The 24,392-nt window shown below is 62.6% G+C and carries 24 protein-coding genes; 22 read left to right on the top strand and 2 right to left on the bottom strand.

Annotated features, from left to right (window positions below; translation table 11 throughout):
- Positions 1-249 precede the first annotated feature (249 nt).
- The 14 genes from Q0I65_RS02465 to Q0I65_RS02530 all read left to right on the top strand — a co-directional run bounded on the left by Q0I65_RS02465 (position 250) and on the right by Q0I65_RS02530 (position 15,289).
- Positions 250-1,185: a phosphate ABC transporter substrate-binding protein gene (locus tag Q0I65_RS02465; protein ID WP_296059393.1), complete on the top strand. Its 936-nt coding sequence runs from the start codon at positions 250-252 to the stop codon at positions 1,183-1,185.
- A 21-nt stretch (positions 1,186-1,206) separates the two neighbouring features.
- A complete protein-coding gene (pstC, locus tag Q0I65_RS02470; protein WP_296059396.1) occupies positions 1,207-2,124 on the top strand; it encodes a phosphate ABC transporter permease subunit PstC in 918 nt (305 codons plus the stop codon).
- Positions 2,117-3,034: a phosphate ABC transporter permease PstA gene (gene pstA / locus Q0I65_RS02475; protein ID WP_366513203.1), complete on the top strand. Its 918-nt coding sequence runs from the start codon at positions 2,117-2,119 to the stop codon at positions 3,032-3,034. The genes pstC and pstA overlap by 8 nt, the downstream gene beginning before the upstream one ends.
- Positions 3,031-3,879, top strand: coding sequence for a phosphate ABC transporter ATP-binding protein PstB (gene pstB / locus Q0I65_RS02480; RefSeq protein WP_296059399.1), 849 nt, complete (start codon positions 3,031-3,033; stop codon positions 3,877-3,879). The genes pstA and pstB (Q0I65_RS02480) overlap by 4 nt, the downstream gene beginning before the upstream one ends.
- A 62-nt stretch (positions 3,880-3,941) precedes the next feature.
- Positions 3,942-4,709 carry a phosphate ABC transporter ATP-binding protein PstB gene (gene pstB / locus Q0I65_RS02485; protein ID WP_366513206.1) on the top strand — a complete coding sequence of 256 codons (768 nt, stop codon included), beginning with the start codon at positions 3,942-3,944 and terminating at the stop codon, positions 4,707-4,709.
- Positions 4,709-5,389, top strand: a complete 681-nt coding sequence (gene phoU, locus Q0I65_RS02490; protein ID WP_296059403.1) for a phosphate signaling complex protein PhoU — start codon at positions 4,709-4,711, stop codon at positions 5,387-5,389. Before pstB (Q0I65_RS02485) ends, phoU begins: the two co-directional genes overlap by 1 nt.
- A gap of 221 nt (positions 5,390-5,610) precedes the next feature.
- Positions 5,611-6,300: a response regulator transcription factor gene (locus Q0I65_RS02495; protein ID WP_296059406.1), complete on the top strand. Its 690-nt coding sequence runs from the start codon at positions 5,611-5,613 to the stop codon at positions 6,298-6,300.
- 278 nt (positions 6,301-6,578) lie between these two features.
- Positions 6,579-7,958, top strand: coding sequence for a hypothetical protein (locus tag Q0I65_RS02500; RefSeq protein WP_296059409.1), 1,380 nt, complete (start codon positions 6,579-6,581; stop codon positions 7,956-7,958).
- Between the two features lie 136 nt (positions 7,959-8,094).
- Positions 8,095-9,090 (top strand): sulfite exporter TauE/SafE family protein, encoded by a 996-nt coding sequence (locus Q0I65_RS02505; protein ID WP_296059411.1) that lies wholly within the window; start codon positions 8,095-8,097, stop codon positions 9,088-9,090.
- 133 nt (positions 9,091-9,223) lie between these two features.
- Positions 9,224-10,534: a histidine kinase gene (locus Q0I65_RS02510; RefSeq protein WP_296059413.1), complete on the top strand. Its 1,311-nt coding sequence runs from the start codon at positions 9,224-9,226 to the stop codon at positions 10,532-10,534.
- Positions 10,535-10,543: 9 nt separating this feature from the next.
- Positions 10,544-11,332 (top strand): mechanosensitive ion channel domain-containing protein, encoded by a 789-nt coding sequence (locus tag Q0I65_RS02515; RefSeq protein WP_296059415.1) that lies wholly within the window; start codon positions 10,544-10,546, stop codon positions 11,330-11,332.
- Positions 11,333-11,596: 264 nt separating this feature from the next.
- On the top strand, positions 11,597-12,043 hold the full coding sequence (locus tag Q0I65_RS02520; protein WP_296059417.1) for a GntR family transcriptional regulator: 447 nt from the start codon (positions 11,597-11,599) through the stop codon (positions 12,041-12,043).
- On the top strand, positions 12,036-13,184 hold the full coding sequence (locus Q0I65_RS02525; protein WP_296059419.1) for a DUF1648 domain-containing protein: 1,149 nt from the start codon (positions 12,036-12,038) through the stop codon (positions 13,182-13,184). The genes Q0I65_RS02520 and Q0I65_RS02525 overlap by 8 nt, the downstream gene beginning before the upstream one ends.
- A gap of 104 nt (positions 13,185-13,288) precedes the next feature.
- The gene (locus Q0I65_RS02530) at positions 13,289-15,289 is read left to right on the top strand and encodes a serine/threonine-protein kinase (RefSeq protein ID WP_296059421.1); all 2,001 of its coding nucleotides are present in this window, start codon (positions 13,289-13,291) and stop codon (positions 15,287-15,289) included.
- Positions 15,290-15,300: 11 nt separating this feature from the next.
- Here Q0I65_RS02530 and Q0I65_RS02535 read toward each other — a convergent pair whose 3' ends face one another.
- Together Q0I65_RS02535 and Q0I65_RS02540 are read right to left on the bottom strand one after the other, a co-directional pair.
- Positions 15,301-16,188 (bottom strand): PfkB family carbohydrate kinase, encoded by an 888-nt coding sequence (locus Q0I65_RS02535; protein ID WP_296059424.1) that lies wholly within the window; start codon positions 16,186-16,188, stop codon positions 15,301-15,303.
- A 4-nt stretch (positions 16,189-16,192) separates the two neighbouring features.
- Positions 16,193-16,399 (bottom strand): DUF6724 family protein, encoded by a 207-nt coding sequence (locus Q0I65_RS02540; RefSeq protein ID WP_296059426.1) that lies wholly within the window; start codon positions 16,397-16,399, stop codon positions 16,193-16,195.
- A 402-nt stretch (positions 16,400-16,801) separates the two neighbouring features.
- On the opposite strand from Q0I65_RS02540, the gene serS reads away from it, so the two are divergent.
- The 8 genes from serS to Q0I65_RS02580 all read left to right on the top strand — a co-directional run bounded on the left by serS (position 16,802) and on the right by Q0I65_RS02580 (position 24,246).
- Complete coding sequence (serS, locus tag Q0I65_RS02545; RefSeq protein WP_296059429.1) at positions 16,802-18,091, top strand: serine--tRNA ligase; 1,290 nt, start codon at positions 16,802-16,804, stop codon at positions 18,089-18,091.
- Between the two features lie 5 nt (positions 18,092-18,096).
- On the top strand, positions 18,097-18,729 hold the full coding sequence (locus Q0I65_RS02550) for a hypothetical protein (protein ID WP_296059431.1): 633 nt from the start codon (positions 18,097-18,099) through the stop codon (positions 18,727-18,729).
- Positions 18,729-19,139: a hypothetical protein gene (locus Q0I65_RS02555; protein ID WP_296059438.1), complete on the top strand. Its 411-nt coding sequence runs from the start codon at positions 18,729-18,731 to the stop codon at positions 19,137-19,139. The genes Q0I65_RS02550 and Q0I65_RS02555 overlap by 1 nt, the downstream gene beginning before the upstream one ends.
- A 20-nt stretch (positions 19,140-19,159) precedes the next feature.
- On the top strand, positions 19,160-20,416 hold the full coding sequence (locus Q0I65_RS02560) for a PLP-dependent aminotransferase family protein (RefSeq protein WP_296059441.1): 1,257 nt from the start codon (positions 19,160-19,162) through the stop codon (positions 20,414-20,416).
- Between the two features lie 50 nt (positions 20,417-20,466).
- Positions 20,467-21,477 carry a D-alanine--D-alanine ligase gene (locus tag Q0I65_RS02565; protein ID WP_296059444.1) on the top strand — a complete coding sequence of 337 codons (1,011 nt, stop codon included), beginning with the start codon at positions 20,467-20,469 and terminating at the stop codon, positions 21,475-21,477.
- Positions 21,478-21,659: 182 nt separating this feature from the next.
- On the top strand, positions 21,660-22,178 hold the full coding sequence (locus tag Q0I65_RS02570; protein ID WP_296059447.1) for a YtxH domain-containing protein: 519 nt from the start codon (positions 21,660-21,662) through the stop codon (positions 22,176-22,178).
- Positions 22,179-22,287: 109 nt separating this feature from the next.
- Positions 22,288-23,313 (top strand): PRC-barrel domain protein, encoded by a 1,026-nt coding sequence (locus tag Q0I65_RS02575; RefSeq protein ID WP_296059449.1) that lies wholly within the window; start codon positions 22,288-22,290, stop codon positions 23,311-23,313.
- A gap of 39 nt (positions 23,314-23,352) precedes the next feature.
- The gene (locus Q0I65_RS02580; protein ID WP_296059450.1) at positions 23,353-24,246 is read left to right on the top strand and encodes a TVP38/TMEM64 family protein; all 894 of its coding nucleotides are present in this window, start codon (positions 23,353-23,355) and stop codon (positions 24,244-24,246) included.
- The last annotated feature ends 146 nt before the right edge of the window (positions 24,247-24,392 follow it).

Raw genomic sequence — 24,392 nt, forward strand, 5'->3', positions numbered from 1 at the left:
CGCGCTCGCGGCCCCGCGGCCCCGCCCCGGGTCGCCCTTGTGCTCTCCAATGTAAGCGATTCCTGCATGTTTGGGTAAGGGAGAGGTAAAGCTGCGTCATACTTGCGTCATGGCTTGCCGCTGTGCTCCCATCGGGCGGATTTGCTCCCTACTATTTTCATCAGCGAGAAACGGCGAAACCCAATTCAACGCCAACGCTCGCCAAAAAGGAAATCTCGAAGGGAGAATAAAACTATGCAGGGCAACCTCATGAGCCGCCGTAACTTCGTTGGAGCCGCCGCGGCCACTGCCGCAACGGTCGCCGCCTTCAGCCTCACCGGCTGCGGTTCGAACGGCTCGAGCGACGCGAAGTCCGACGCGAAGGAAGACAAGGCCGAGACGAAGGCGCTCTCCGGCACCATCACGGCTGTCGGTTCCACGGCGCTTCAGCCCCTCTGCGAAGCTGCTGCCGAGCAGTTCATGGAGAAGAACTCCGGCGTTCAGATCACCGTTCAGGGTGGCGGCTCCGGCCAGGGCATCACGCAAATCACCCAGGGCGCGGTGCAGATCGGCAACTCCGACGTGTTCGCCGAGGCGAAGGTGAAGGACACCGCCGACCTGAAGAAGATCACCGACAACAAGGTCTGCATCGTCGGCATGGGCCCGATCGTCAACAAGGACGTCACCGTCGACGACCTGACGATCGACCAGCTGAAGTCCATCTTCACCGGTGAAGTCACCAACTGGAAGGAAGTCGGCGGCGCTGATGCAGCCATCACGGTCATCAACCGCGCATCCGGTTCCGGCACCCGCGCGACCTTCGAGGCCGCCGTGCTCGGCGACACCAAGGTGCCCGATGCCTTCAAGCCCCAGGAGCAGGATTCTTCGGGCACCGCTGCGAAGATGGTCGCTTCCACCCCGGGTGCCATCTCCTACCTGGCGTTCTCCTACTACGACGACACCGTGAAGGCCTTGAAGGTCGGCGGCGTCGAGCCGAAGGAAGCAAACGTCGAGGACAACTCCTGGACCATCTGGGCTTACGAGCACATGTACACTGCCGCCGATCCCGACGAGGCTACCAAGGCATTCATCGAGTACATGATGAGCGACGATGTCCAGGGCGAGCTCGTCGAGGCGCAGGGCTACATCCCCGTCTCCGGCATGAAGGTCGAGAAGGACGCTTCCGGCAAGGTCACCAAGAAATAACTCGAAAGGAGACGCGGCTTTATGGCTCAATTGCCAAAGCATCGCGTCGAGCTTATCGGCAAGGGCGTCACGGGTGCGTGCATCGCGCTCGTGGCGCTTCTTGTTGTTACGCTCGTTGCAATGGTCGCGCAGCGCGGTATCGCGACATTTGCCGTTGACGGCATCGACCTGGGTGCATTCCTCACCGGCACCACATGGAATCCCCATCAGGACGATGCGAACGGCATGCCGACGGTAGGTGCGCTGCCGATGATTTCCGGTTCGTTCGCAGTCACGCTGCTCTCGACGCTGTTCGCCCTGCCGATCGCCATCGGCTCGGCGATCTTCGTCGTGGAAATCGCCCCCGGGTTCGGGCGCCGCGTGTTCCAACCGCTCATCGAGCTTCTGGTGGGAATCCCGTCGGTTGTCTACGGCCTTATCGGCCTCACTGTCGTGGTGGCGTGGACTCGTGACATGGCGGCTGCGGCTGGTCAAACCATCACCGGTTTCGGCATCTTCTCGAGCGCTATCGTGCTCGCCGTGATGATCCTCCCCACGATCACGAGCCTCTCGATCGACGCGCTCGCCGCAGTGCCCGGGCAATATCGCGAAGGTTCCTACGCGCTTGGTTGCACGCGCTGGCAGACGGTGTGGAACGTGGTTCTGCGCTCGGCGGCCCCGTCGCTTATGACGGCGGTCATCTTGGGGATGACGCGCGCGTTCGGCGAGGCGCTTGCCGTGCAGATGGTCATCGGCAACGCTATCCAGATGCCGACGAGCCTGTTCACGCCCGCGTCGACGCTCACGTCCGTGCTCACCATGGGCATGGGCAACGAGGCGATGGGCACCGTGTACAACGACGTGCTCTGGTCGCTTGCGCTGCTGCTTTTGCTCATGTCGCTCGTGTTCATCCTGATTATCCACCTGATCGGGCACAAGGGAGGGACCAAGCGTGGCTAAGTTCGACATGGCGGCGCACGTTCGCCGCATCAACTCGCAGGACAAGATCGCCACGGGAATCCTCACCGCCATCGTGGGCCTCGTGCTGCTCATATTGGCCGCTATCGTGATCTACATCCTGGTCGCGGGCGCGGGCAAGCTCTTCGACGTGAGCTTCCTCACCTCCAAGCCGCAGCAGTTCAAGGCAGGCGGCGGCATCGGCCCGGAGCTGTTCAACTCGTTCTACCTGCTGTTCCTGACGCTCGTCATCAGCGTGCCCCTCTCGCTTGGCGCGGCGATCTACCTATCGCAGTATGCGCCCGAGAACTGGGTGACCAGCGTGGCGAAGACGATCATCGAGACGCTCTCATCGCTGCCGTCGATTGTCGTCGGCCTGTTCGGCTTCCTGTTCTTCGTGCTGACCATGGGCTGGGGATTCTCGGTCATCGCGGGCGCGGTGGCGCTCACGATGTTCAACATCCCGATTCTCGTCCGCACCTGCCAGCAGGCGCTCGAAGACGTGCCGCGCTCGCAGCGCGACGCGGGTCTCGCCATGGGGCTCACCCGTTGGGAGACGACGATCCATGTGCTGCTGCCCGCCGCGATGCCCGCCATCGTCACCGGCATCGTGCTTTCCGCCGGCCGCGTGTTCGGCGAGGCTGCAGCGCTCATCTTCACCGCAGGTCAAAGCGCGCCAGTGCTCGACTTCACGTGCTTTGACCTTTCGAGCCCGTCGTGCCCGTGGAACATCTTCCGTCCCGCCGAGACGCTCGCGGTCCACATCTGGAAGATCAACTCCGAAGGCGTCGTGCCCGACCTCGAGGCCATCTCGAACGGCACTGCGGCCGTGCTCATGGTGTGCATCCTGGCCTTCAACCTGATCGCCCGCTTCGTGGGCAAGCTTCTGGAAAGGAGGCTGACAAGCGAATGACGACGCAAGGGAAATCCCTCGCCGAAACGGAAAATCGCGTGCCGGACGTTGCGACGGAAGCGGAGGCCCCCGCACGGGAAGGCGCCGAGCCGCTTTTGCGCACGCGCGACGTCACGGTGACCTACGATACGTTCGAGGCGCTGCACAAGACCTCTCTCGATTTCGAGAGGGGACGGGTCACGGCACTTATCGGCCCCTCGGGCTGCGGCAAGTCTACCTTCCTGCGCTGCTTAAACCTCATGAACCGCGAGATTCCCAAGTGCAAGGTCGCAGGCCAGATCGACTATCACGGCCGCGACATCAACACGCGTTCGGAAAATCTCTTCGAGCTGCGCAAATCAATCGGCATGGTGTTCCAGCAGCCGACGCCGTTCCGCAAGTCGATTCGCGACAACATCCTGTTCGCGCCGAAGCGCCACGGTCTTGTGAAGGGTAAAGACGAGTGCGATGCGCTTGTGGAAGAGGCCCTGCGCGCGGGTGCGCTGTGGGACGAGGTGAAAGACAAGCTCGACCAGAGCGCCCATGCCCTCTCTGGCGGCCAGCAGCAGCGCCTGTGCATCGCGCGCACGCTCGCCATGCATCCTGACGTGGTGCTTTTCGACGAGCCGTGCTCGGCGCTCGACCCGATTTCGACGTTCTCGGTCGAGGAGACCATCCGCGACATCGCGCAGACCGGCATTTGCGCCATCATCGTCACGCATAACATGGAGCAGGCAACGCGCGTCTCCGACCGCACCGCGTTCTTCTACGTGGGCGACATGGTCGAGACGGGCCCGACCAAGCAGATCTTCTCGGCGCCGAAAGACCAGCGTTTGCAGGACTATCTCACCGGAAGGTTTGGCTAATGAGCATGGTGGAACGAAAGAATACGGAAAAGAGCAGGTCGTTGTCGGATTCTCAGGCGAGCATGCTCTCGGTCGCCGAGGGCGAGTCGGTCATCTCGATTCGCAACTTCAACCTGTGGTACGGCGATTTCCAGGCGCTGAAGAACATCTCGCTCGAGATTCCGAAGAATAAGGCGACCGCGTTCATCGGCCCCTCCGGCTGCGGCAAGTCGACGCTTCTGCGCACGTTCAACCGCATGTGCGACTTTGTGCCGACGGTTCGCACCGAGGGAACCATCGAGGTTGCGGGCCGCGACATTTTCACGACCGAGCCTAACGAGCTTCGCGTCATGGTGGGCATGGTGTTCCAGCACCCGAACCCCTTCCCGATGAGCATTCGCGACAACATATTGTACGGGCCTCGCCGCATGCGCAAGATCTCGAAGGCGGAAGGCGACGAGATCGTGGAGCGATGCCTGCGCGATGCGGGCCTTTGGGACGAGGCGAAGGACAAGCTCGACCAGAATGGCCTGGGCATCTCCGGCGGCCAGCAGCAGCGCCTGTGCATCGCGCGCGCCCTTGCCGTGGAGCCGCAGGTCCTGCTCATGGACGAGCCGACGAGCGCCCTCGACCCGATCTCGACATCGCTTATCGAGGAGCTCATGGTCGAGTTGGCACGCGAGCGCACCGTCGTCGTCGTGACGCACAACATGCAGCAGGCGACGCGCGTTGCGGACAAGACCGCGTTCTTCTATCTGGGCGAGCTCATTGAGGAAGGCCCGACCAAGCAGCTATTCTCGCAACCGCGCGAGGAGCGCACGAAAGACTACCTGACAGGAAGGTTCAGCTAATGTTGGTTCCCCGTTCGAAATATTTGAAGCAGCTTGACGATTTGTCTGCCGCTATGGAGGATCTGGGCCAGAAGACGATTGCCGACGTGACGGCGGCTGGCCTTGCGCTTGCGAAGGGCGACGCTGAAGCCGCCGAGGAAGTTATCTCGGGCGAGATGCGCATGCGCCGCCTTCGTGCGACGATCGAGGACACGTGCCTCGACATCATGCTTATGCAACAGCCCCTCGTCGCTGACGACCTGCGCTACGTTTCCGGGTCGTTTCGCCTGGTGAGCGACTTGGCGCATATCGATTCGAAGTCGCGCGACGTGGCATATCTGGCAACTCAGATTCCCCATGAGGTCGCCTCCGCGATCGAGGCCGAGATCGCCGCGGCGTCCGGCAAGGTCGCCTACATGGTGAAGACGGCGCTCGATAGCTTCGCTGACGCCGACCGCGACCGCGCCGAAGAAGTGTTCGCTTCCGACGACGAGGTCGATGCGCTTTACGCGCGGGCCGAGCAGGTGGTGGTCGACTTCATCCGCAAGGGGGATGCCGACGCGACGCATTTGCCCGAGCTTTTGATGGCCGCGAAGTACTTCGAGCGCATGGGCGACGATGCCGAGCGCATCGCGAAGTGGACGATCTTCCGCATCACTGGTACGCATGACTTGAAGGTTGGGGAGACCCCGGCCGAATAGCTTCCCGCCTCGCATCGCCGTGAGCCCGCACGGGCACCGCGCAGCCGCGTGGGCTCGACCGGGGCCCGCCGCCCGACCCCCGTTCCTCCCGACGCTCAGTCTCCCGCCGCCCGACCCCCCCGTTCCTCCCGATGGGCGGGCGAACCGACTCTCGCCTGAACCCTTCCCTCTGTGCGATAATCGACTGGATAAGGGTTTTCGGCGAGGGAAGGCGGCAAGCTATGGTGTACTGCGTGGAAGACGACGCGAGCGTCCGCGAGCTGGCACTTTACGCCCTCACGCAGGCGGGGATTGAGGCCGAGGGCATGGCGAACGACGTGGAGTTCCGTGCGGCCTGCGCGCGCCGCCTTCCCGATGTGGTCATGCTCGACATCATGTTGCCCGGCGCCGACGGGCTGGAAATCCTCCATCGCATCCGCAATACCCCGGGCCTTTCGCGCGTGCCCGTGATCATGGTGACCGCGAAAAGCACCGAGCTCGACATTGTGACCGCCCTCGACGGCGGCGCCGACGAGTACCTCACCAAGCCTTACGGCATGATGGAGATGGTTTCCCGCGTGCGTGCCTTGCTGCGCCGCGCCCCCGATTGGTGCAACGAGAGCCCCCAGGGGTCGGGCGACGAGATAACGATCGGGCCGCTTTCCATCTCCGAGATGCGCCACGAGGCGTTTTGCGGCGGCGAGCCGCTTTCGCTTACGGCGCGCGAGTTCGACCTGCTCCTTCATTTCATGGAAAACCCCGGCGTCGCCCTTTCCCGCGATGCACTGCTGCAGCACGTGTGGGGATGGGACTTCGCGGGCGGCAGCCGAACGGTCGACATGCATGTCCTCACGTTGCGCCAGAAACTCGGTGAGCATGCTTCCCTCATCGAGACGGTGCGCGGGGTGGGGTATCGCCTCGTCTCACAATAGCGGGTTCCCGGGCGCTCGCCGTGAGAAATCGGCCCTGCACGAGCGAGCCATTCCCCAGCTGCACCAGGTTCACCGTTCTTCGCATTCGATGGAAGGTCTCGCGCGCTTTCGCCACGGGAAGCGCGCAGCGATATAATAATTCGGTTCATGAGGTTCGCTTGTGGGCGGCGTGTGGCGGGCCTTTCCCTCGCGGGATGGCAAAATCTGCCGCGGCGTTCGCTAAGCGCTTCTGTGAACAGGCCAAACGGGGCCGACTCATCGAACTATAAAGGAAGCATATGAACCCGGTTGTTGTCATTCCCACCTTTGCCTCAACGCGCTCGCAACGCGAGGGCGGCTCCATCATCACCACGTACGACCATCCGACACCCTTGTCGCAGGAAGGCGAGCTGCCGCGCTGCCTCGAATCGCTCACTAAGGTCGAGGGCATCGGGCAGATCATCGTGATCGTCGCGGCGGAGCCCTCCATCGCGCACAAGGCCGCGCAGAAGACTCAGGCCATCGCCGCGCGCTTTCCCGAACTGCATATCGCAGTCATCGGCGCCGCGGAGGCGGGCTTGGTGCAGCAGCGCATGGAACAGCTCGGCCTGGGGAAACTCACGCGTGAAGTGGGCTTGTCGGGTTACGGCGCCGTTCGTAACCTCGGTCTTGTCGTGGCGTGCGCGCTCGGGTTCGACGCGGTGGTGTTTCTCGATGACGACGAGGTGGTGACTGACGCCGATTTCCTGCGTCGCGCGATGTACGGCCTGGGAAAGCTCACGCGCAAGGGCATTCCCATTCTCGCGAAGACGGGTTTCTACTACAATTCGGAAGGCTCCTATCTGTCAAAGAGCCAGAACAAGTGGTACAACCGCTTCTGGCAGCAGGGAAGCGCGTTCAACAAATGGATCGAACGGGCTATGCATGCGCCACGCCTTTCGCGTTCGAACCACGTGTGCGGCGGGTGCCTCGCGCTTCACAAGGAGGCGTTCAAGCGCCTATCGTTCGACCCGTGGATCCCGCGCGGCGAGGATCTGGACTACATGCTTGACCTGCGTATGTACGGTTCCGATATCTGGTTTGACAACAAATGGAGCCTGCGTCACCTTCCGCCCGAATCGGCGAGCGAGGGCACGCGTTTCCGCCAGGATATCTATCGCTGGCTCTACGAATATCGCAAGATGGAGTACAGCCGCACCCAGATCGACCTCATGCAGGTGAAGCCTTCGTCCCTCGAGCCGTATCCGGGGCCGTTTTTGGAGCCGAGCATCGTGCGGCGGATTCGCATCACGGCGTTTCTGCGCAGCCTCGCCCGCCCCGACAAGAAGGCGTATCGCAAGGCGGCGAAGGCGGCGCGCACCGAGGCGGCGCAATATGCCCAGCGAAACTGCACGAAGTACTTCGAGTTCCAGTTCGTGTGGTCGGAGCTTATGTCTCGCATCGAGGGCGATCAGATCTTGAGCACCGCCCTGGTCCGCAGCGCCGTGTCCCGCGCAGAGGCTGTGGCCAGCGCAAATGCGAACGGTCGGGTTGTCGAGCGCGCTCCTCGCGTTGAAGGGGCGGGGAATGTGGGGGCGCCTGCAGCTTCCCAAGCGGGCGTTCCCGAGCAGCTAGCAGCCCAATATTCCAATATCGACCCGGGCATGACGAGCGAGATTCGCCTGAACCTCGCCGATTAAAGGCGAATGCGCGCGGTTGACCTTTCGTGGCGAATCGGCGCGCGTTTCGGCGATACACTGCATGCGAGGGAAACGTCCCGTTGAGGGCGTTCTCGGTGCGTGCCCTGTCAGGGCGAATCTGCAGTAGAAAGACACGATGGTGGAAATACTCGTTCATTTTGTTGTTCCCGCTCTGGTCGGCGTGCTGATTGGCGTCGCCTCGGGGCTTCTCGGTATCGGCGGCGGCACGGTCATGGTGCCGATTTTCCGCCTCGCATTCGGAATGAGTGCCACTATGAGCACGGCGACCTCGCTGTTCGCCATCATCCCGACGTCCATTTCGGGCGCGATTTCGCACGTGAAGGGCAAGACCTGCATTCTCGCGCTCGGCATCGCCGCTGGTCTCGGGGGAGCGTGCCTGTCGCCTGTGGGGGTGTGGCTCGCGCAGCTTTCCCCCGACTGGCTTGTGATGCTCGCCGCGGCGCTCATCATCGGCTATTCGGCCATCAACATGTTCAAAAAGGCTTTCAAGGTTCCGCGGGCTTGCCAGCCCGCGGAAGGGGCCGACGCTGCGGCTTCCCCCAGTACCCAATCTTCGGGCGCTCCCGAAGGCTCGCGTACCGAAGTACGCGTCGCCTCCGCGACCGCCCGAATCTCGGGCACCGGGGAAACCCTCGCTGATTCTTCGGCGACCGGTGGCTCTTCGAGTGAGGCGCCCTCGCTGGCTTCCTCGGGCGGACAGGCGGCTTCGGCTTCCTCTGACGATTCGCCCCTTTCCCGAAAGCAGCTCTTGCAGGGCGCCGCAATCGGCCTGGTCGCAGGCCTTGCCTCGGGTTATGTCGGCGTTGGCGGCGGGTTCATCATGGTGCCGCTCATGCTCTCGATCATCGGCATCCCCATGCGCAAGGCGTCGGGCACCTCGCTTATCGCGGTCATGATCTTGGCCATTCCCGGCGTAATCGAGCAGGGAATCATCGGCAACATCAACTACCTCGCCGGAATCGCCGTCGTCATCGGCACTATTCCCGGCGCTGTTATCGGCGCGAAGCTCGTGACGAAGGTTCCCGAGCGTACGCTTCGGCTGCTGTTCGGGTGTTTTCTTATTGTGGCGGCGGCCATGCTTGTGCTGAACGAGGTCGGCGTCCTCGGGTAATCGTCTATACTTAACGCAAACTGACGATGGGGGCGAGATGATGGGCGAAACAGGCATGCGTGATAGCGGAGCAGCGAATTCGATCGACGGAGCGGCACCGGGGGCAATCCCCCCGAGGAAAGGCGTCGCCCGCGTGTTCACGGTCGAGATGCTGCTTGCGATTATCGCGGTCCTTTCGGGCGTGACGCTTCTTTGGACGGCGCTCGCCCCTTCTCACAGCATCCCCATCATGATCACCGCAGGTATCATGTTCACGCTCTCGATTGTGCTGGTGATCCGCCTGTCGATGGACCCGGATTCGGTACGCGCGCGCCAATCGGACGCCATGCTGCGCCTGGCGAGCAAGACGCTCGAGAGCATGCAGGACGGCCTGAATCGCGAATCCGCGCAGGAAATCTGCCAGCTGCTGCTGCCCTCGACGGCCGCCATCGCGGTGGCCATCACCGACAAGAAGCAGATCCTCGGTTACGCGGGCTACCTGGAGGCCGAGAACCCCGCTGGCGGCAACATCCGCACGCATGCCACGCAGGCCACGCTCGACGATGGCAACATGCGCGTGCTGTTCACCAGCATCGACATCGGCTTCCCGGAAAACGCCACGACGATCAAGGCGGCCATCGTTGTCCCGCTTTTGGTACGCGGCGACGTGGTGGGCACGCTGAAGTTCTACTATCGCTCGGCCAAGCGCATCAGTGAAACGCAGAAGTCAATCGCCGAGGGCTTCGGCACGCTGCTTTCCACCCAGATGGCCGCGGCGCAGCTTGAAGAGCAGGCGCGCCTCGCCACGAGCATGGAGCTCAAGGCGCTCCAGAACCAGATCAACCCGCACTTCCTGTTCAACACCATCAACACGATCGCCTCGCTCATCCGCACAAGCCCCAACGAGGCCCGCGTGCTTTTGCGTGAGTTCGCGGTGTTCTATCGCCGCACGCTGGAGAATTCCGACAGCCTTATCTACCTCTCGCGCGAGGTGGAACAGACACAGCGTTACTTCTCCTTTGAGGTGGCGCGCTTCGGCGCCGAGCGCGTGGAACTCAACGTCGATTTGGCGCCCGAGTGCGAGAACATGATGGTCCCTTCGTTCCTCATTCAGCCGTTGGTGGAAAACGCCGTCCAGCACGCCATGCCCTCTGAAGGCAAGCTCACCATCACGGTGACCGGCGAAGTCGAGGGCGACGACGTGTACCTGCGCGTGAGCGACAACGGCACGGGCATGACCGAAGAGGCGCGCCAGGGCATCATGCATCCCAAGGAAACTAAGGGAATCGGCATCGCGGTGAAGAACGTGCACGACCGCATCGTCGGGTTCTTCGGATCGAACTCCTATATGGACGTGCAAAGCGAGTTGGGCGTCGGCACCACGGTGACGCTGTTTTTGGAAGGATGCGCCGCCCAGACGAAGTCCCAGGTCGCTGCGAGCGACGCGGAAGCCCTGCGTCGGTAGGGGAGGAAAATGGATCCCGAAGAGCAGACATCCGGCCTCTACGACGTCATCCAGGGCGTCGTCCATGTTGAGTGGCTTTCCACCGCGCTGACGGTAGCGATTGCGCTCGCCTTTACGGCGCTCGTGGCTCGCGCCGTGACGAAGGTGCTGCGCCGCGTGCTCTCGCATGACAATTCGCCGCTGCCCTCGTCGAGCATCTTTATCAATATTGCCCGCATCGCCGTGTGGGCCATCGGCATCAGCGTGGTACTGTCGAGTTGCTTCGGAATCGATGTTTCTGCGGCGATCACCGCGCTCGGCATCGGCGGTATCGCCATCTCGCTCGGCTTCCAGGACACGCTTTCGAACCTGATCGGCGGCGTGCAAGTGAGCATCACCGGGCTTGTGGAACCGGGTGACTACATCGAGGTCGGCGGGCAGCGCGGCGTCGTGCGCGATGTGACTTGGCGGCACACGTCGCTCGAGACGCTTTCGGGCGAGCGCGTCGTGGTGCCGAATTCGGTGATCAACAAGTCGTCGCTCACGCATCTGCCGCCGCTTACGAAGGTGGTGGTACCCCTGCTTGTCACCACGGGCGGCGCAGACCTTGATGCCGTTGCTGCGAAGATTGCTAAAGCTGCAGGTCAAGCAGCGCAAAAAGTGGGTGGGGGCATGTCGCGAGAGCCACAGGTGCTCTTCACGGAGGCCATGGAGTACGGTTACCGCGCAAGCCTCATCGTGTGGGTCGAAGACGGCGACAAGCATTCCTTGGTGAAAGACGCCGTCGTGCGCGCCGTCGCGCCTTATACCATGGCATAGATCAGGGTTGCGCGCGTTCAGACGCGCTTTCGTGAAGGAAACCATCGTGCGCGCCGTCCCCCCCCTCCATCGTGGCATAGAGGCCGCGCGTTCGATTGTTCGCTCTGCGCCGGCGCGTGATTGTCGGGGCAACTCCTTGGCGTCTGCCTGATTGCATTGTATTGTTCTATCTGTTATATTCCCAATAGAACAAAATGAAAAGTCAATGCGAGAAACCGACTTGTCCGGCAAAGTCAAACCCATCAATTATGCGAGGAGGCACCTGTGGTCATTCGGATTGATCAATCGGATGAAGCCCCCATCTACCTGCAGATTCGCGACCAGATTATCGAGGGGATCGCTCGTGGCGAACTATCGCCGGGTGACAGTCTGCCGAGCGTTCGCCAGCTTGCGGCCGATTTGGGCATCAATCTCCACACGGTCAACAAGGCGTATGCCGTCTTGCGGGACGAGGGGTACGTTGCCATGCGGGGACGCAAGGGCGCCGTCATCGCCAACGCGCAAAGCATCGGCGCGCCAAGCCATCAGACGATAGACGACGAGCGAATGGCGAGTGGAATTTATCGCCTGGCGCTCGAACACCGCGCGCGAGGCGGCACACCAGAAAGCTTCATAGTTATCGCGAAATCCCAGGTCAAACGTGCATTTGAAAGTGAAAGGGACTCAAGAAGCAAAGGCAGCTTGTCCCAAAAGGAGGTCGGCAATGACTGATTCCCTCACCCTGATGGTGTTTCTTATCGCAATTGTTTTACTCTCCGGAGCGATTCTCGCCGCAACGCCGTGGTTCATGAAGAAAAACGAGTGCTTCGCGGTGACCATCCCCGAATCGGCGCAAGCCGACGTGCGCTTTCTCGCCTTTCGAAAGCGCTATGCGGCGGCGGTCCTCGCGGTGACCCTTATCTGCGCGGTCGCGCTTGGCGGCGTTTCGAACGTTGCCCTCGGGAAGATGGGCTCGGCGGACGATTCCGATTCATTGAACGCAATTCTTGCTGCGGCAATTGTCGTGGCAGCAATGATGCCCCTGGTCGCGTCGTTCGCGCTGATGCTTCACTACCGCAAAAGGGTCGAGGCCATCAAGAGGGAAGAGGGTTGGAAAGCCGAGCGCGATGAGGCCGTTGCGCTCATCGGCTTCGAGGAGGCGCCCGTGCCGCCGTCGCTCGCATGGAACGTGGTGTACGTGCCCATTGTCCTGATCACGCTCGCCATCGGGCTTGCGCTTTACCCGTCGACTCCCGATTTGGTTCCTACACATATCGACTTCGCGGGGAACGTGAACCAGTGGACGCCGAAAGGCCCCGCGCTCATCGCGTTCCCCCTGTTGGTCGAGGTGTTTATGGCTGCGTGCTTCATTTTCAGCCACTGGATGACGATTCGCTCGAAGAAAGACGTCGACCCTGCGCGACCGGCCATCTCGGCATATGCCTACGGGGCTTTTGCCCGCGCCGAGTGCATCCTGCTTCTCGTTAGCGGATCGGTGCTTACGGCGGTGTTGGGAATCGTGATGATCCTGATGATGACGGAGACCCTGTCAATGCTCGTGACCATGGTACTGATCATCGTGGCGACCTTGGTTTTCGTCGGTGCGATGATCGCCTTCTCCGTCGTCTACGGACAATCGGGGTCGCGCCTGGTCAAGCGCTTGGAAGAGAACGGGGGCATAATCGCCGACAACGACGAGCACTGGAAGGCGGGCATCTTTTATTGGAACAAAGGCGATGCGAGCTTGATTCTGCCCAAGCGATTCGGGGTAGGTTGGACGATGAATTGGGCGCGCCCTGCGGCGTGGGTCATCGTCGGAGGGTTCACGTTGGCTTCGATTGCCTTCGTGGCCGCTTGCGTATTCCTGATGTAGGGGCTTTGAGGCGCGTGGCACATCTCGCTTTCGAAGGGGACGCGCGGGCTTGGCTTGGCTATACTTCTCGATAGCAAACGCAGCTCAAATGGACTCGGAGTTACATGGCAGGCAAACAGCTCATACTTGATCGTTATCGCCCGATGTCGGAAGCCGGCGCGGGTGGCTTCGCGACGGTGCAGGTCGCGTGGGATACGCAGATGCGCCGCAAGGTCGCCATCAAGTGCATCGAGCTGCCGAAGGCGCCGCCTGACTCCTTAAGCCGGGTCGCGCCTGCCGAGCAGCCGAAGGCGGCACGTCATGCGCGGGCCGAAGGTGATGCCGCGCCATCGGCGCCAACGCAGGTTGTTCGCCTTGAGGACATTCCCCCTTGGGAAGACGTTCCCGAAGACTTGGGCTCTTCCGACGAATTCGCTTCCGACATCCCCGGTCTCGCGGAAGCTCGGGCGATTGCCCAGTTCAGCGACGCGAACATCGTCACGGTGTACAACTTCGAGGTCAAAGACTCCATGGCGTACCTCATCATGGAGTATGTGGAAGGGACGACGCTCGAGCGGTTCTTGCGCGAACACGACGGCGACCTCACGCTCGACGTGGTGGCGCACGTCTTCTCGAGCATCGCGCATGCGCTCGAGGTCGCGCATTCCCACAACGTGCTGCATCTCGATATCAAGCCCGCAAACGTGCTGATCAACCGTCAGGGAGAAGTGAAGGTGACCGACTTCGGCCTTGCGACCCTCGCCGATGCCAACGGCACGGGGCGTGCAGGCGGCGGCACGATCGGCTACATGCCGCCCGAGCAGATGCGATCCGAGGCGCTCGACGCCCGCTGCGACGAATGGGCGCTCGCGAGCCTGACCTACGAGATGCTTGTGGGAGACAATCCCTTCTTCGCGCGCGATTTGCCCCGCGCCGCGGCGGCGATTGAAAACGCCGAGCTCGTGCTTCCCTCGCTGTGCTGGGACGACGTGGAAGAGGGCATCGACGACGTGATGTTCTACGCGCTCGACCCCGATCCGGCGGAGCGCTACGCCACGGTGCGCGATTTCGACGAGGAGCTCATGCCCTACTTGGGCGATGTAAAGACGGGTAAAAAGGAGTTGTCTCGCCTGGTCAGCGGTGTGAACGAGGAAAGGGAAGACGAAGCGGGCGAGGGCGAGTTCGAGCCACGTGCACCGCGTGTCCCCCTCATCGAGCGCTTGACGCCGCGCGTTATGGCGGTGGCCGCGCGCGTGCTTTCCGTTGCCGCGGCGGCTTTGGTGGGGACAGTCGCGTTCGCCAACTTCCCCGCGTTTGGCCCTGGGGTGTTCTCGAACCCGGTGTTTTGGGGCTTGCTTGCGGTGGTGTGCGTGCTTGCGGCGGTAAAACCCCATGTCGGGGCGCTTGCGTCGTTCGCCGCTCTAGGCGTGTCCCTTACGGCGAATGGGGCGTACGCGCCCGGGATCCTTCTCTTCCTCGGCACCGTCGCGTGGTGGTGGTTTGCCGCGCGCGGCTCCGATGCCCCGGCGGTCGCCGCTTTCTTGGCTCCGCTTTCGGGGGCGGTCGGCTTCGCGCCGCTCTCGCCGGTGGTCGCGGGAAGCCTTATCGTCTCGGTTGCCCGCGCAGCGGGAACGGCGGCATTCGCCGGGCTTTGCGCGATTGCTCTCGGCAGCTTGGGAACGTCAGGCATGATTGATTGGAATGCGTCGATGTACTGGGATTACGCATCGATGTCGGGCGCGGCTTCGGCGGGAAGCAACGCCGTTGTCGACCCCGATGCGGTGGCGTCGGCGGTGCTTTCGAGCACGGGGATCGGCGCGCAGACGCAGGCGCGACTGGGCGGCATGCTGCTGAAGCCGGGCACGTGGTGCGTGTTCGCGAGCTGGGTTGTCGCGGCGGTGGCAATGAGCGCGCTTTCCCGTTGGGGGATGTCGCGCAAGGTCGATGTCGCGGCCGCGTCCGCGGGAGCCGTCATCCTCGTGCTCGGCGTATGCGGCGCCGCATGGCTGGCGAATCCCGAGTCGTGGACGCCGCCGAGCACGATGGCGCTTGTCGGCTCGATTGTCCCCGGCCTTGTGGGCATCGTGCTCGCCGCCGTGGGCATTCCCGACAAAATCAGGCAGTAAGCCGCTCGCTTCTACCCTAAAAGTTCGGCGACCTTTCCCAGAAGCGGCTCGAAGCTTACGCCGCGGTTCTTGAAGTCAGGCTGCTTGGCCGACACGATCATCGCGTCGTGCGTGAAGTCGCCCGCGAACACGACGGCGTCGTGCAGGCTGCGACCAGCCATGACGGCCGCCATCAGACAGGAGCAGTACAAATCGCCCGTGCCGTGCAGCATGTAGGGAAGGTACTCGTTCGCGGCCTCGAACATGTCGCAGTCCACGCCGCCCACGAAGTTGCGGATGACGCTCTCGCCCTCGCGCTGGATTCCCTTGAGCACCACGTGCTTGGCGCCCTTCGCCACGAGCGCATCGATCATGCGCGCCGCCTCGGCATCGGAGATGTCGGTTCCGCACCAGTCGTCGCCGATGGGCTCGCCCAAGATGATGGCGGCTTCGGTAAGATTCGGCGTCAAGATGTCGGCGCCGGCGGCAAGTTCGGCCATCGCGTCGCACAGCTCGGGCGTGTAGGTGGGATAAACCTTGCCATGGTCGGCCATGACGGGATCGACCACGCGCAGCGCGTTCGGGTAGGTGGCGTACAGATCGCGAATGCGATCGACCTGTTCGGGCGCGCCCAAAAAGCCGGAGTACACAGCGTCGATCTCGACCCCGATGCCCTTCCACGCGTTCGTGTAATCTTCCATGATGCTCGTCGTGTCGTGCATGTACCAGCCGGGGAAGGCGGTGTGGCTGGAGAACAGCCCCGTCGGCACGGGACACACGTCGCAGCCGGCGGCGGAAAGCACGGGAATCGCCACGCCGAGCGAGCATTTCCCGTACCCGCACAGGTCGTGGACTGCGGCGACGCGCGGGATGTAGTCGCCGCGGCGCTCGTAGAGATGCAGGTCGTTCGCGCTTGTCATGATGCTAGTCTTCCTTTTCCTCGTCATCCTCGTCGTCATCGTCGAAGATCGACCAATCGTCCTCGCCCTTCGGACGGTCCGCGAAACGCTTGCGTGTGCGGCGCTCCATGATTACGCAGACGATCAGGCTCAGCACCAGGCAGATGCCGACCAGGCATCCGACACCTTCAGGCGTCTCGAAAAGAAAATGGTACAGCTCGGTAATATCCATGTTGGCCTCGTTGCTTCTTCGGAGGTGGCGTGCTGCGGCTCGTTGCCGCAACCGCATAAGCATAACGTGAACCAGTATACCGCGCACACCTCGCGCGAAGATTCCACGTTCGGGGAAGGTCTGGGCAATTAATCGCGCTTGTTAGGCTTCTTGCGTAAGCTGTCGGGTGCCGATGACGGAGGAGCATCTGTCCAGCGTACTGAACAAAATGCAAGGGAATCTGTCCAGCATACTGAACAAAACAACGCGTGTTTCGCTCCGCTCGCGTCTTCGTTTCGCGTGAAGGCTTGGGCATGCGGGCCCCTGAGGTTTTCGCTGCGCTATACTGGTTCGACCGTGTAAAACAAGGCTGCGCGCGAGGTGTGCGCAGCGACGGCCCGAAGGCAAGAAGGAGCGCGTCTCATGTTAGACATCAAGTTCGTCCGCGAAAACCAAGAAGCAGTCGCCGAGGCGATGAGGAACCGCAACGCTTCATGGGATGCGGAGCGCTTCTCAAGCCTCGATGAGAGCCGTCGCGCCGCCATCGTGAAGGAAGAGGCGCTGCAGCAGGAGCGCAACACCGCATCGAAGTCCATCGGCGAGATGATGCGCGAGGGCAAGAAGGAAGAGGCCGAGGCCGCCAAGGAGCGTGTCCGTGCCATCAACGAGGAGCTCGACGAGATCTCCGCGAAGCGTGAGGCCATCGACGCCGAGCTCACCGACCTCATGCTGCATGTGCCCAACATCCCCTGCGCCGCAACGCCCGTCGGCAAGGACGAGACCGAGAACCCCGAGCGCCGTCGTTGGGGCACCCCGCGCGACTTCGCGGCCGAGGGCTTCGAGCCCAAGCCCCACTGGGACCTCGGCACCGACCTCGACATCCTCGATTTCGAGCGCGGCAACAAGATCTCCGGCAGCCGTTTCACCGTGCTCGGTGGCGCAGGTGCACGCCTCGAGCGCGCGCTCATCAACTACTTCCTCGACACGCACACCTCCCGCGGCTTCAAGGAATGGTGGCCGCCTGTGATCGTGAAGCGCGAGACCATGGTGGGCACCGGCCAGCTGCCCAAGTTCGAAGACGACGCCTACCACGTGTCGGGCGACATGTTCCTCATCCCGACCGCCGAGGTCACGCTCACGAACCTGCACGCGGGCGAGGTACTCGACGCCGACACGCTGCCGCGCTGGTACACCGCGTTCACCCCGTGCTTCCGCGAAGAGGCGGGCTCGGCGGGCCGCGACACGCGCGGCATCATCCGCCAGCACGAGTTCGACAAGGTGGAAATGGTGAAGTTCGCCACGCCGGAGGACTCCGACAACCAGCTCGAGAGCATGACCGCCGAGGCGGAATACCTGCTCCAGCAGCTCGGCCTTCCGTACCGCGTCATCTCGCTGTGCACGGGCGACCTGGGCTTCTCCGCGCGCCAGACCTACGACGTTGAGGTATGGCTGCCCAGCTACAACGGCTATAAGGAGATTTCCAGCTGCTCGAACTGCGGCGACTTCCAGGCGCGCCGCGCCAACATCAAGTACCGCGACCCAGCGAACTTCAAGGGCTCGCGCTACCTGCACACGCTCAACGGCTCCGGCCTGCCCGCGGGCCGCACTATGGCCGCCATCCTGGAGAACTACCAGCAGGCGGACGGCACTATCAAGGTGCCTGACGTTCTCGTTCCCTACATGGGCACCGACGTCATCAAGCCGGTGGAATAACGAGCGTGGATTCTCGCAATCAACAACGCGCGGGCGCTCGGCCGTCCGCGCGCACGGGGGGCGCATCGTCGCGTGATCGCGGGGGCGCCCCCCGCCCTTCTTCCGCGAAAAAGCGCAGGAAGTGGCCTTTCGTCGTTGCTGGCGCCGTGGTGCTCGTCGTGGTTGCCATCGTCGTCGCCTTCTCCTGTTGGCGCTGGACGTTCGCGAACGACGCGCAGGATATCCAGGGCACGTGGTACATCGCCGGCACGCAGAAGACGGTTGAGGTCACGGCCGACGGCATCAAGCTCGCCGACGACGTCACTTATTCCTGCACGATCGACGAGGGCGCGAAGACGCTTTCGCTTTCTTTTGGCAACATGGAAGGCGAGGCGCGCTATCGCTTCTCGCTCGACAGGCAGACGCTTGCCTTGCGTGATGGGGAATCTACCTGGGGAAATTCGCTCTCCGAGGACATCTCTTGGACGATTGCCGCTCTCGGCCGCGCCATCCAGGGGGAACAGGCGAGCCCCGAGCTTTCGGGCGATTCGACCATGGTCCTCACCCGCACGCCACAGGACTCGTCGTCGGAGGGCGCATCCCAGGCGGCTGCGTCCCAGGGCGCCGCGTCCCGGTCGGCCGCGTCCCAGGGCGCGTGATGGAGGTCATCCGCGCCTCGCGCATCTGCGTGCGCCCACGGCGAATCGAGGCGAACATCGACGTCGCCGCCGGATTCCGCACAACGACGCCCGAGCTCGCCTCGCGCATCTGCGCGCGGTTTCCCAACCTGGTGCGCCATGCATGCGTGAACGACGAGGGCCCCACCTTCGGCGCGGTGATCGATCATACGCCGTTGCCCCACTTGCTTGAGCACCTCGTCATCGATTTGCAGGTGGCGGCCGAGAAAAGCGGTACTCTGTCACAAAGCTTTACGTACGTCGGAACGACGCAGTGGCTCGATGAGCAGCGAGGCCTCGCGCGCGTGGAAGTAAATTTCACGGACGATTTGGTGGCCCTGCGTGCTTTTAAGGATGCCCTCTGCGCGATTAACGAGGCGGTGGTACTCTAAGCATCATGACTACGGCACACATGAAATTCGACCAAACGAGCGACAAGATCGCCGACCGCGTGCGGAATCTGCGCTCAAGCGCCGTGCGCGACCTTTTCGCGGCGGCGGTTCGCCCGGATATCATTTCGCTTTCCGGCGGCATGCCCGACGTGTCGCTCCTTCCGCAGCGCGCCATCCAGAAGGCGGTGCACGCCGCCATCACCGACGAGCGCGCCGTTGCCCTGCAGTACGGCTCGACGAACGGCCGGCTGGAAACCCGTCAGGCGCTTTGCGACATCATGCGCGACATCGGCGTCCGCGTGAAGCCCGAGGAAATGCTGCTCACGTCCGGCGCCCAGCAGGCATTGAACCTGCTCGGCGAGACGTTTCTCGACAAGGGCGACATCGTTTTGGTGGAAGGCCCCACCTACTTAACGGCGCTTTCCGCGTTCAACGCCTACGAGCCCGAGATTCACTCCGTGCCCTTCGACGACGAGGGCATGCGCATGGATTTGCTGGAAGAGGAGCTCAAGCGCATCGGCAAGGGCAACAAGCGCTTGAAGATGCTCTACACCATTCCCAACTTCCAGAACCCCGGCGGCGTCACCATGACGGGCGAGCGCCGCAAGCGCCTTATCGAGCTTTCGCATGAGTACGACTTCATGATCATCGAGGACGACCCCTACGGCCGTTTGCGCTACGAGGGCGGGCACATGGTTCCGCTGAAGGCGCAGGACGATCGCGTTATCTACCTGGGCACCATCTCGAAGATCTTCGCACCGGGCCTTCGCATCGGCTGGATCTGCGCGCCTGCCGACGTGCTCGCGCGCATCAGCCTGGTGAAGCAGGGTGCCGATCTGTGCGGTTCGACGTTTGACCAGGTCGTGGTTGAGCATTACTTCACGGACACGCCGTGGCAGCGTACGCTGCAGAAGTTCATCAAGACCTACGGTGAGCGGCGTGACGCCATGCTCGCTGCGCTTGAGGAGTACTTCCCGCCCGAGGCGTCGTGGACGCATCCGGAGGGCGGCTTCTTTTTGTGGGTCACGCTGCCGAAGTACGTGGACACGGGCAGCATGCTCGCCGACGCGCTCGAAGCGGGCGTGACGTTCTGCCCGGGCGACAGCTTCTACGTCGACGGAGTGACGGGCAGAAACTGCATGCGCCTGAACTTCAGCTACGAGACGCCCGAGAACATCACGGAGGCGATTCGTCGCCTAGCGAAAGTGATCGAGGAGCGCTTGGAGCTCTATCGCGCGTTCATCGATGCGGGCGCCATCAAGGTTCCGGAAGAATAGCGGCAAACACTCCGCGCCGTGGGCGAGCGGCGCTATCGAAAGGGAAGAACATGGGTCTCAAAGTTGCAGTTTTGATGGGCGGAACCTCGTTCGAACGAGAGTTTTCGCTGGCCAGCGGCAAGAATGTGTGCGCTGCACTCGAGGAGGCGGGGCATAAGGTCGTTCCGCTCGACACGACGCGCGAGCTCGTTCCGACGCTGCGCAGCGAGCGCCCCGACGTGTGCTACAGCGCGCTTCACGGCAAGCATGGCGAAGACGGCTCCATCCAAAGCCTGCTTGAGCTTTTGGGTATTCCCTATGTCGGCTCCGACGCGCTCGTGTGCCGCCGCGCCCAGAACAAGGACTCGCTGCACGCGACGATGGAGGCATATCGCGAGCTCACCGACGAACCGGCGGTCGCCTCGTGGCCGCAGGGCATCTGCATCGCGCGCGACGCCTTCAAGGACATGGGTGCCGCGACGGCGCTCGATTTGGTGGAGGAACGCGTTCACGGCGGTTACCCCGTGGCGGTGAAGCCGGCGCACGGCGGATCTGCGATGGGCGTGCACCGCGTCGACGACATCGATCACTTGGGCGAGGCGATCCTCGATGCGCTGTCCTACGACGATCACGTGGTCATCGAACAGTGGATCGAAGGCGTTGAACTGGCAGTTTCCGTCATCGGCACCGGTTGGGACGCTCATGCGCTGCCCCCGGTGGAGATCGTTCCCAAACGCGGGCTCTACGATACCGCTGCCCGCATGGACGCGAGTCTGGTCGACTACTATGCGCCGGTGCGCAACGAGTCGCTTTCCTCGAACGAGGCCGACGCCCAGGCGATCCGTGCTGAAATTGAGCGCGCGGTTTTGGAAGTGTATCGTGCGTACGGTCTTCGCGACCTGGGCCGCATCGACCTTATCTGGGACGGCGCACAGGCGCGCGTGATGGAGACGAACGTGTCCCCGGGCATGACGGAGACCTCGCTGTTCCCCGCGGCTTGCAAGGCGGGCGGGCTGAGCCTGTCCGCTGTGCTGAACGAGCTGGTCAACAACGCGAAAGAGCGCGGCGCCGTCTTCTGCTAGACAAGCTGGTGACAAGTTAATCGTTAGGGAAAGGCTCGTTCGCGGGCCTTTCTTGTACCCAAAGCGCGCCTTCTCTTCAACGAAACGGCAACCGATTAGTGGAGGGGTCGCGATTTTAGGCGGCGTCGTCTCGCAAGCACCTATAATGAGCGCATCGAGAAAACATCTTGAAGGAGGCCGTTATGGGCAACAAACTCGGAGTTTTTCTGGCAGGCGGTCTTGTCGGCGCAGTCGCAGCGCTTCTGTGCGCCCCGCGCACGGGCAGTGAGACTCGCAACATGGTAGCCGAGAAGGCGAACGCCGTGTGGGGCGAAGCTCAGGAACTGGGAGCCCAAACCGCCTCCACCGCGCAGCAAGTTGTGGAAGACGTCGCTGGTGCGGACGCCGCAGCGCGCACGCAAACGTTCGCGCAGGACGCCGTCGCCAAGGGCCAGAACGTCGTTTCCGCCGTCGCCTCGAAGGGGCAGGAAATCTACGGCGCAGCCGCTTCCCGCGTGCAAGAGGTGAAAAGCGGCGTGAAGCCTGCTCCCGACAGCACCGATGACCTCCGCGAGAAGATTGAGGCCGCCCGCGCCCGCATCGCCGCGCAGGTTGCCAAGAACGCCGAAGAGTCTGCGGCTGCAGCTTCCGAGGAGATTCCGGTCGAGGTCGCTCAGAGCGAGGCGCCAGCTGCGGGTGCTTCCGAAGGCGAACAGGCGTAACGAACAGCAGGACGACGCGCTCGCACCAAGAGCGCATGTGAAAGGGGCGCAATGCTCGTGTGCGGTTTCCACTGCGCACAGCGCGCCCCTCTGATTTTCCGGGGACGAAATGGCAAGCAATCTCATCACTACCAAGGAATTCTACAACGTTCGAGTCATGGGCGGGAAGAACGCGTCGAAGCGCATCGGCAAAGTGCGCGCGTTCGTCTACCACCCCAAGGAGCGCCGGTGTATCGGCATCATGGTCAAGCGCCCCGACCTGCTCTGGATGTTCCACCGCAAGGATTTGTTCGTCTCGCTCGACGGCTTCGAATTCGAGGACGGGCGTGTCGTGCTTGCCGACGACGCGAAAACGCGCGACAAGGCGGCCTGCAAGGCGATCGACGTGCGCCTGGACGACTGCGTCATCTGGGGCGGCATGCCGGTGATCACCGAGTCGGGCGCAACGCTTGGCACCGTCGGAGTGGTGACGTTCAGCCTGGTGACGGGCAAGGTCGAGTCTTTCTTGGTCGATACGGGGGCTACGGCGAACGCGCTTTTGGGCACGCGCTCGGTCCCGGGCGATCTTGTGCTGGGCTTCCGTCGCGGCATCGGATGCGCCCTCTCGGGTGAATACGAGGGCTCGGATGAGAACCCCGTTCTCGGTGCCATCCTGGTGAAGGACGAGGCAGCTGACGTTGCGATCGAAGGGGGCGCTGCCGAGAAGGCGGGCGCCGCCACCGCCGTTGCCATGGACAAGGCGCATACCGCGGTCGACAAGGTGAAGCCCAAGGTCAGCGAAGCTGCGCACGTTGCCGGCGACGCGGTAAACAAGGGAGCTTACGCGACCGGCAAGCAAATCGGTAAGGCGACGGGGATGTTCTCCGAGTTCAAAGAGGAGTACGACAAGGCGCGCGGCCCCAAGCCCGAGAAGAACCGTGCGGCCGACGAGGAAGCCCTCGCCGCCGACGACGCCGAAGACGGCGCATCTGAGGTCGTCCCCGATGAGGCCCCGAAGAAGAAGCCGGCGAAAAGGGCTTCTCAAGATTCGGCGTCGGAGGGAATCGGGCGCGCGGTTGGCAGCCAGCTCAAGGCCGCTGGCGGCATGTTCTCGGCGTTCAAGGAAGAATTCGACAAGGCTCGTCGTGACGACTAGGTGAGACGTGTGCAAAGCAATGCAGAAAGCGATTCAGAAGTGAACAACGGGACCATCAGCCTGAATAATCCGCAGGTGAAAGCCTCATCGAACGATAAGAGCGGTCAGGGGAAAGCTATGCCTCAACGCGAGTGCGAAGGCGAGCGCCGCGAAACGGTGAAGGCGCGCGCTCGCGAGCGTCGCGAAGCGGCGCGCGAGAAGGCGCAGGAAATCACGACGGTCCGCGGTCGCGAGATGACGCGCGGCGACATCTTCAGGTTCGGCGGGCTTATCGCATTTTTGGCACTCATGGTGGTAATCATGGTCCTGCTTTGGCCCTACATCCACGAAGTCTTCGAGCCGGGCGGGCTCAGCCGCGTGATCGACGACGTGCGCAACGCGGGCCCTCTGGGATTCCTCATCCTTTTGGCTATGCAGTTCATGCAGATCGTCGTGGCGTTCATTCCCGGCGAGGTCGTTCAGATGGCGGCGGGCATGATGTATGGCCCTTGGCTCGGCGCTGCGGTCATCTTGCTCGGATGCATCATCTCGAGCGCGTTTGTGTTCGTAGTGGTTCATCGCTTGGGCGCGCCGTTCGTGCAGGACATGGTTCCCACGAAATACCTTGACAAGTTTCGCGCCTTCGAGGAAAGTGGCAAGCTGTCCATCGTGGTGTTCATCCTGTTCTTGATCCCCGCAATGCCGAAGGACACCTTCACGTATCTGGTCCCGCTTACGAATATGCGCATGCGCGACTTCCTCGTCCTGTCGAACGTGGGCCGCATTCCGGGCATCGTTATCTCGACCTATGCGGCAAATGGCCTGGTGGACGGAAACATTACGCAAAGCCTTGTCATCTTTGCGGTCGTCGCGGTCATCGCCATCGTCGCCATTGTCTTCCGTGACAAGATCATGAACCTCTTCCATCACGATAAGGGCGAAAACGACCGATAACGTTGGTTCGGCCGGCAAGTGCGTGGCGCTTGCCGGCGCTGGTATTCCGCGAGGTGTCGGCTCGATAACGGACGCGTAACGCAATCGCGGGTTGCGTCTACCTGCGGCTATTATGAATGAAAGGACGCAGGTCGAAAGGTTTTCCC

Source organism: uncultured Ellagibacter sp., assembly GCF_934643285.1.
In the GTDB taxonomy this organism is placed as follows: Bacteria; Actinomycetota; Coriobacteriia; order Coriobacteriales; family Eggerthellaceae; genus Ellagibacter.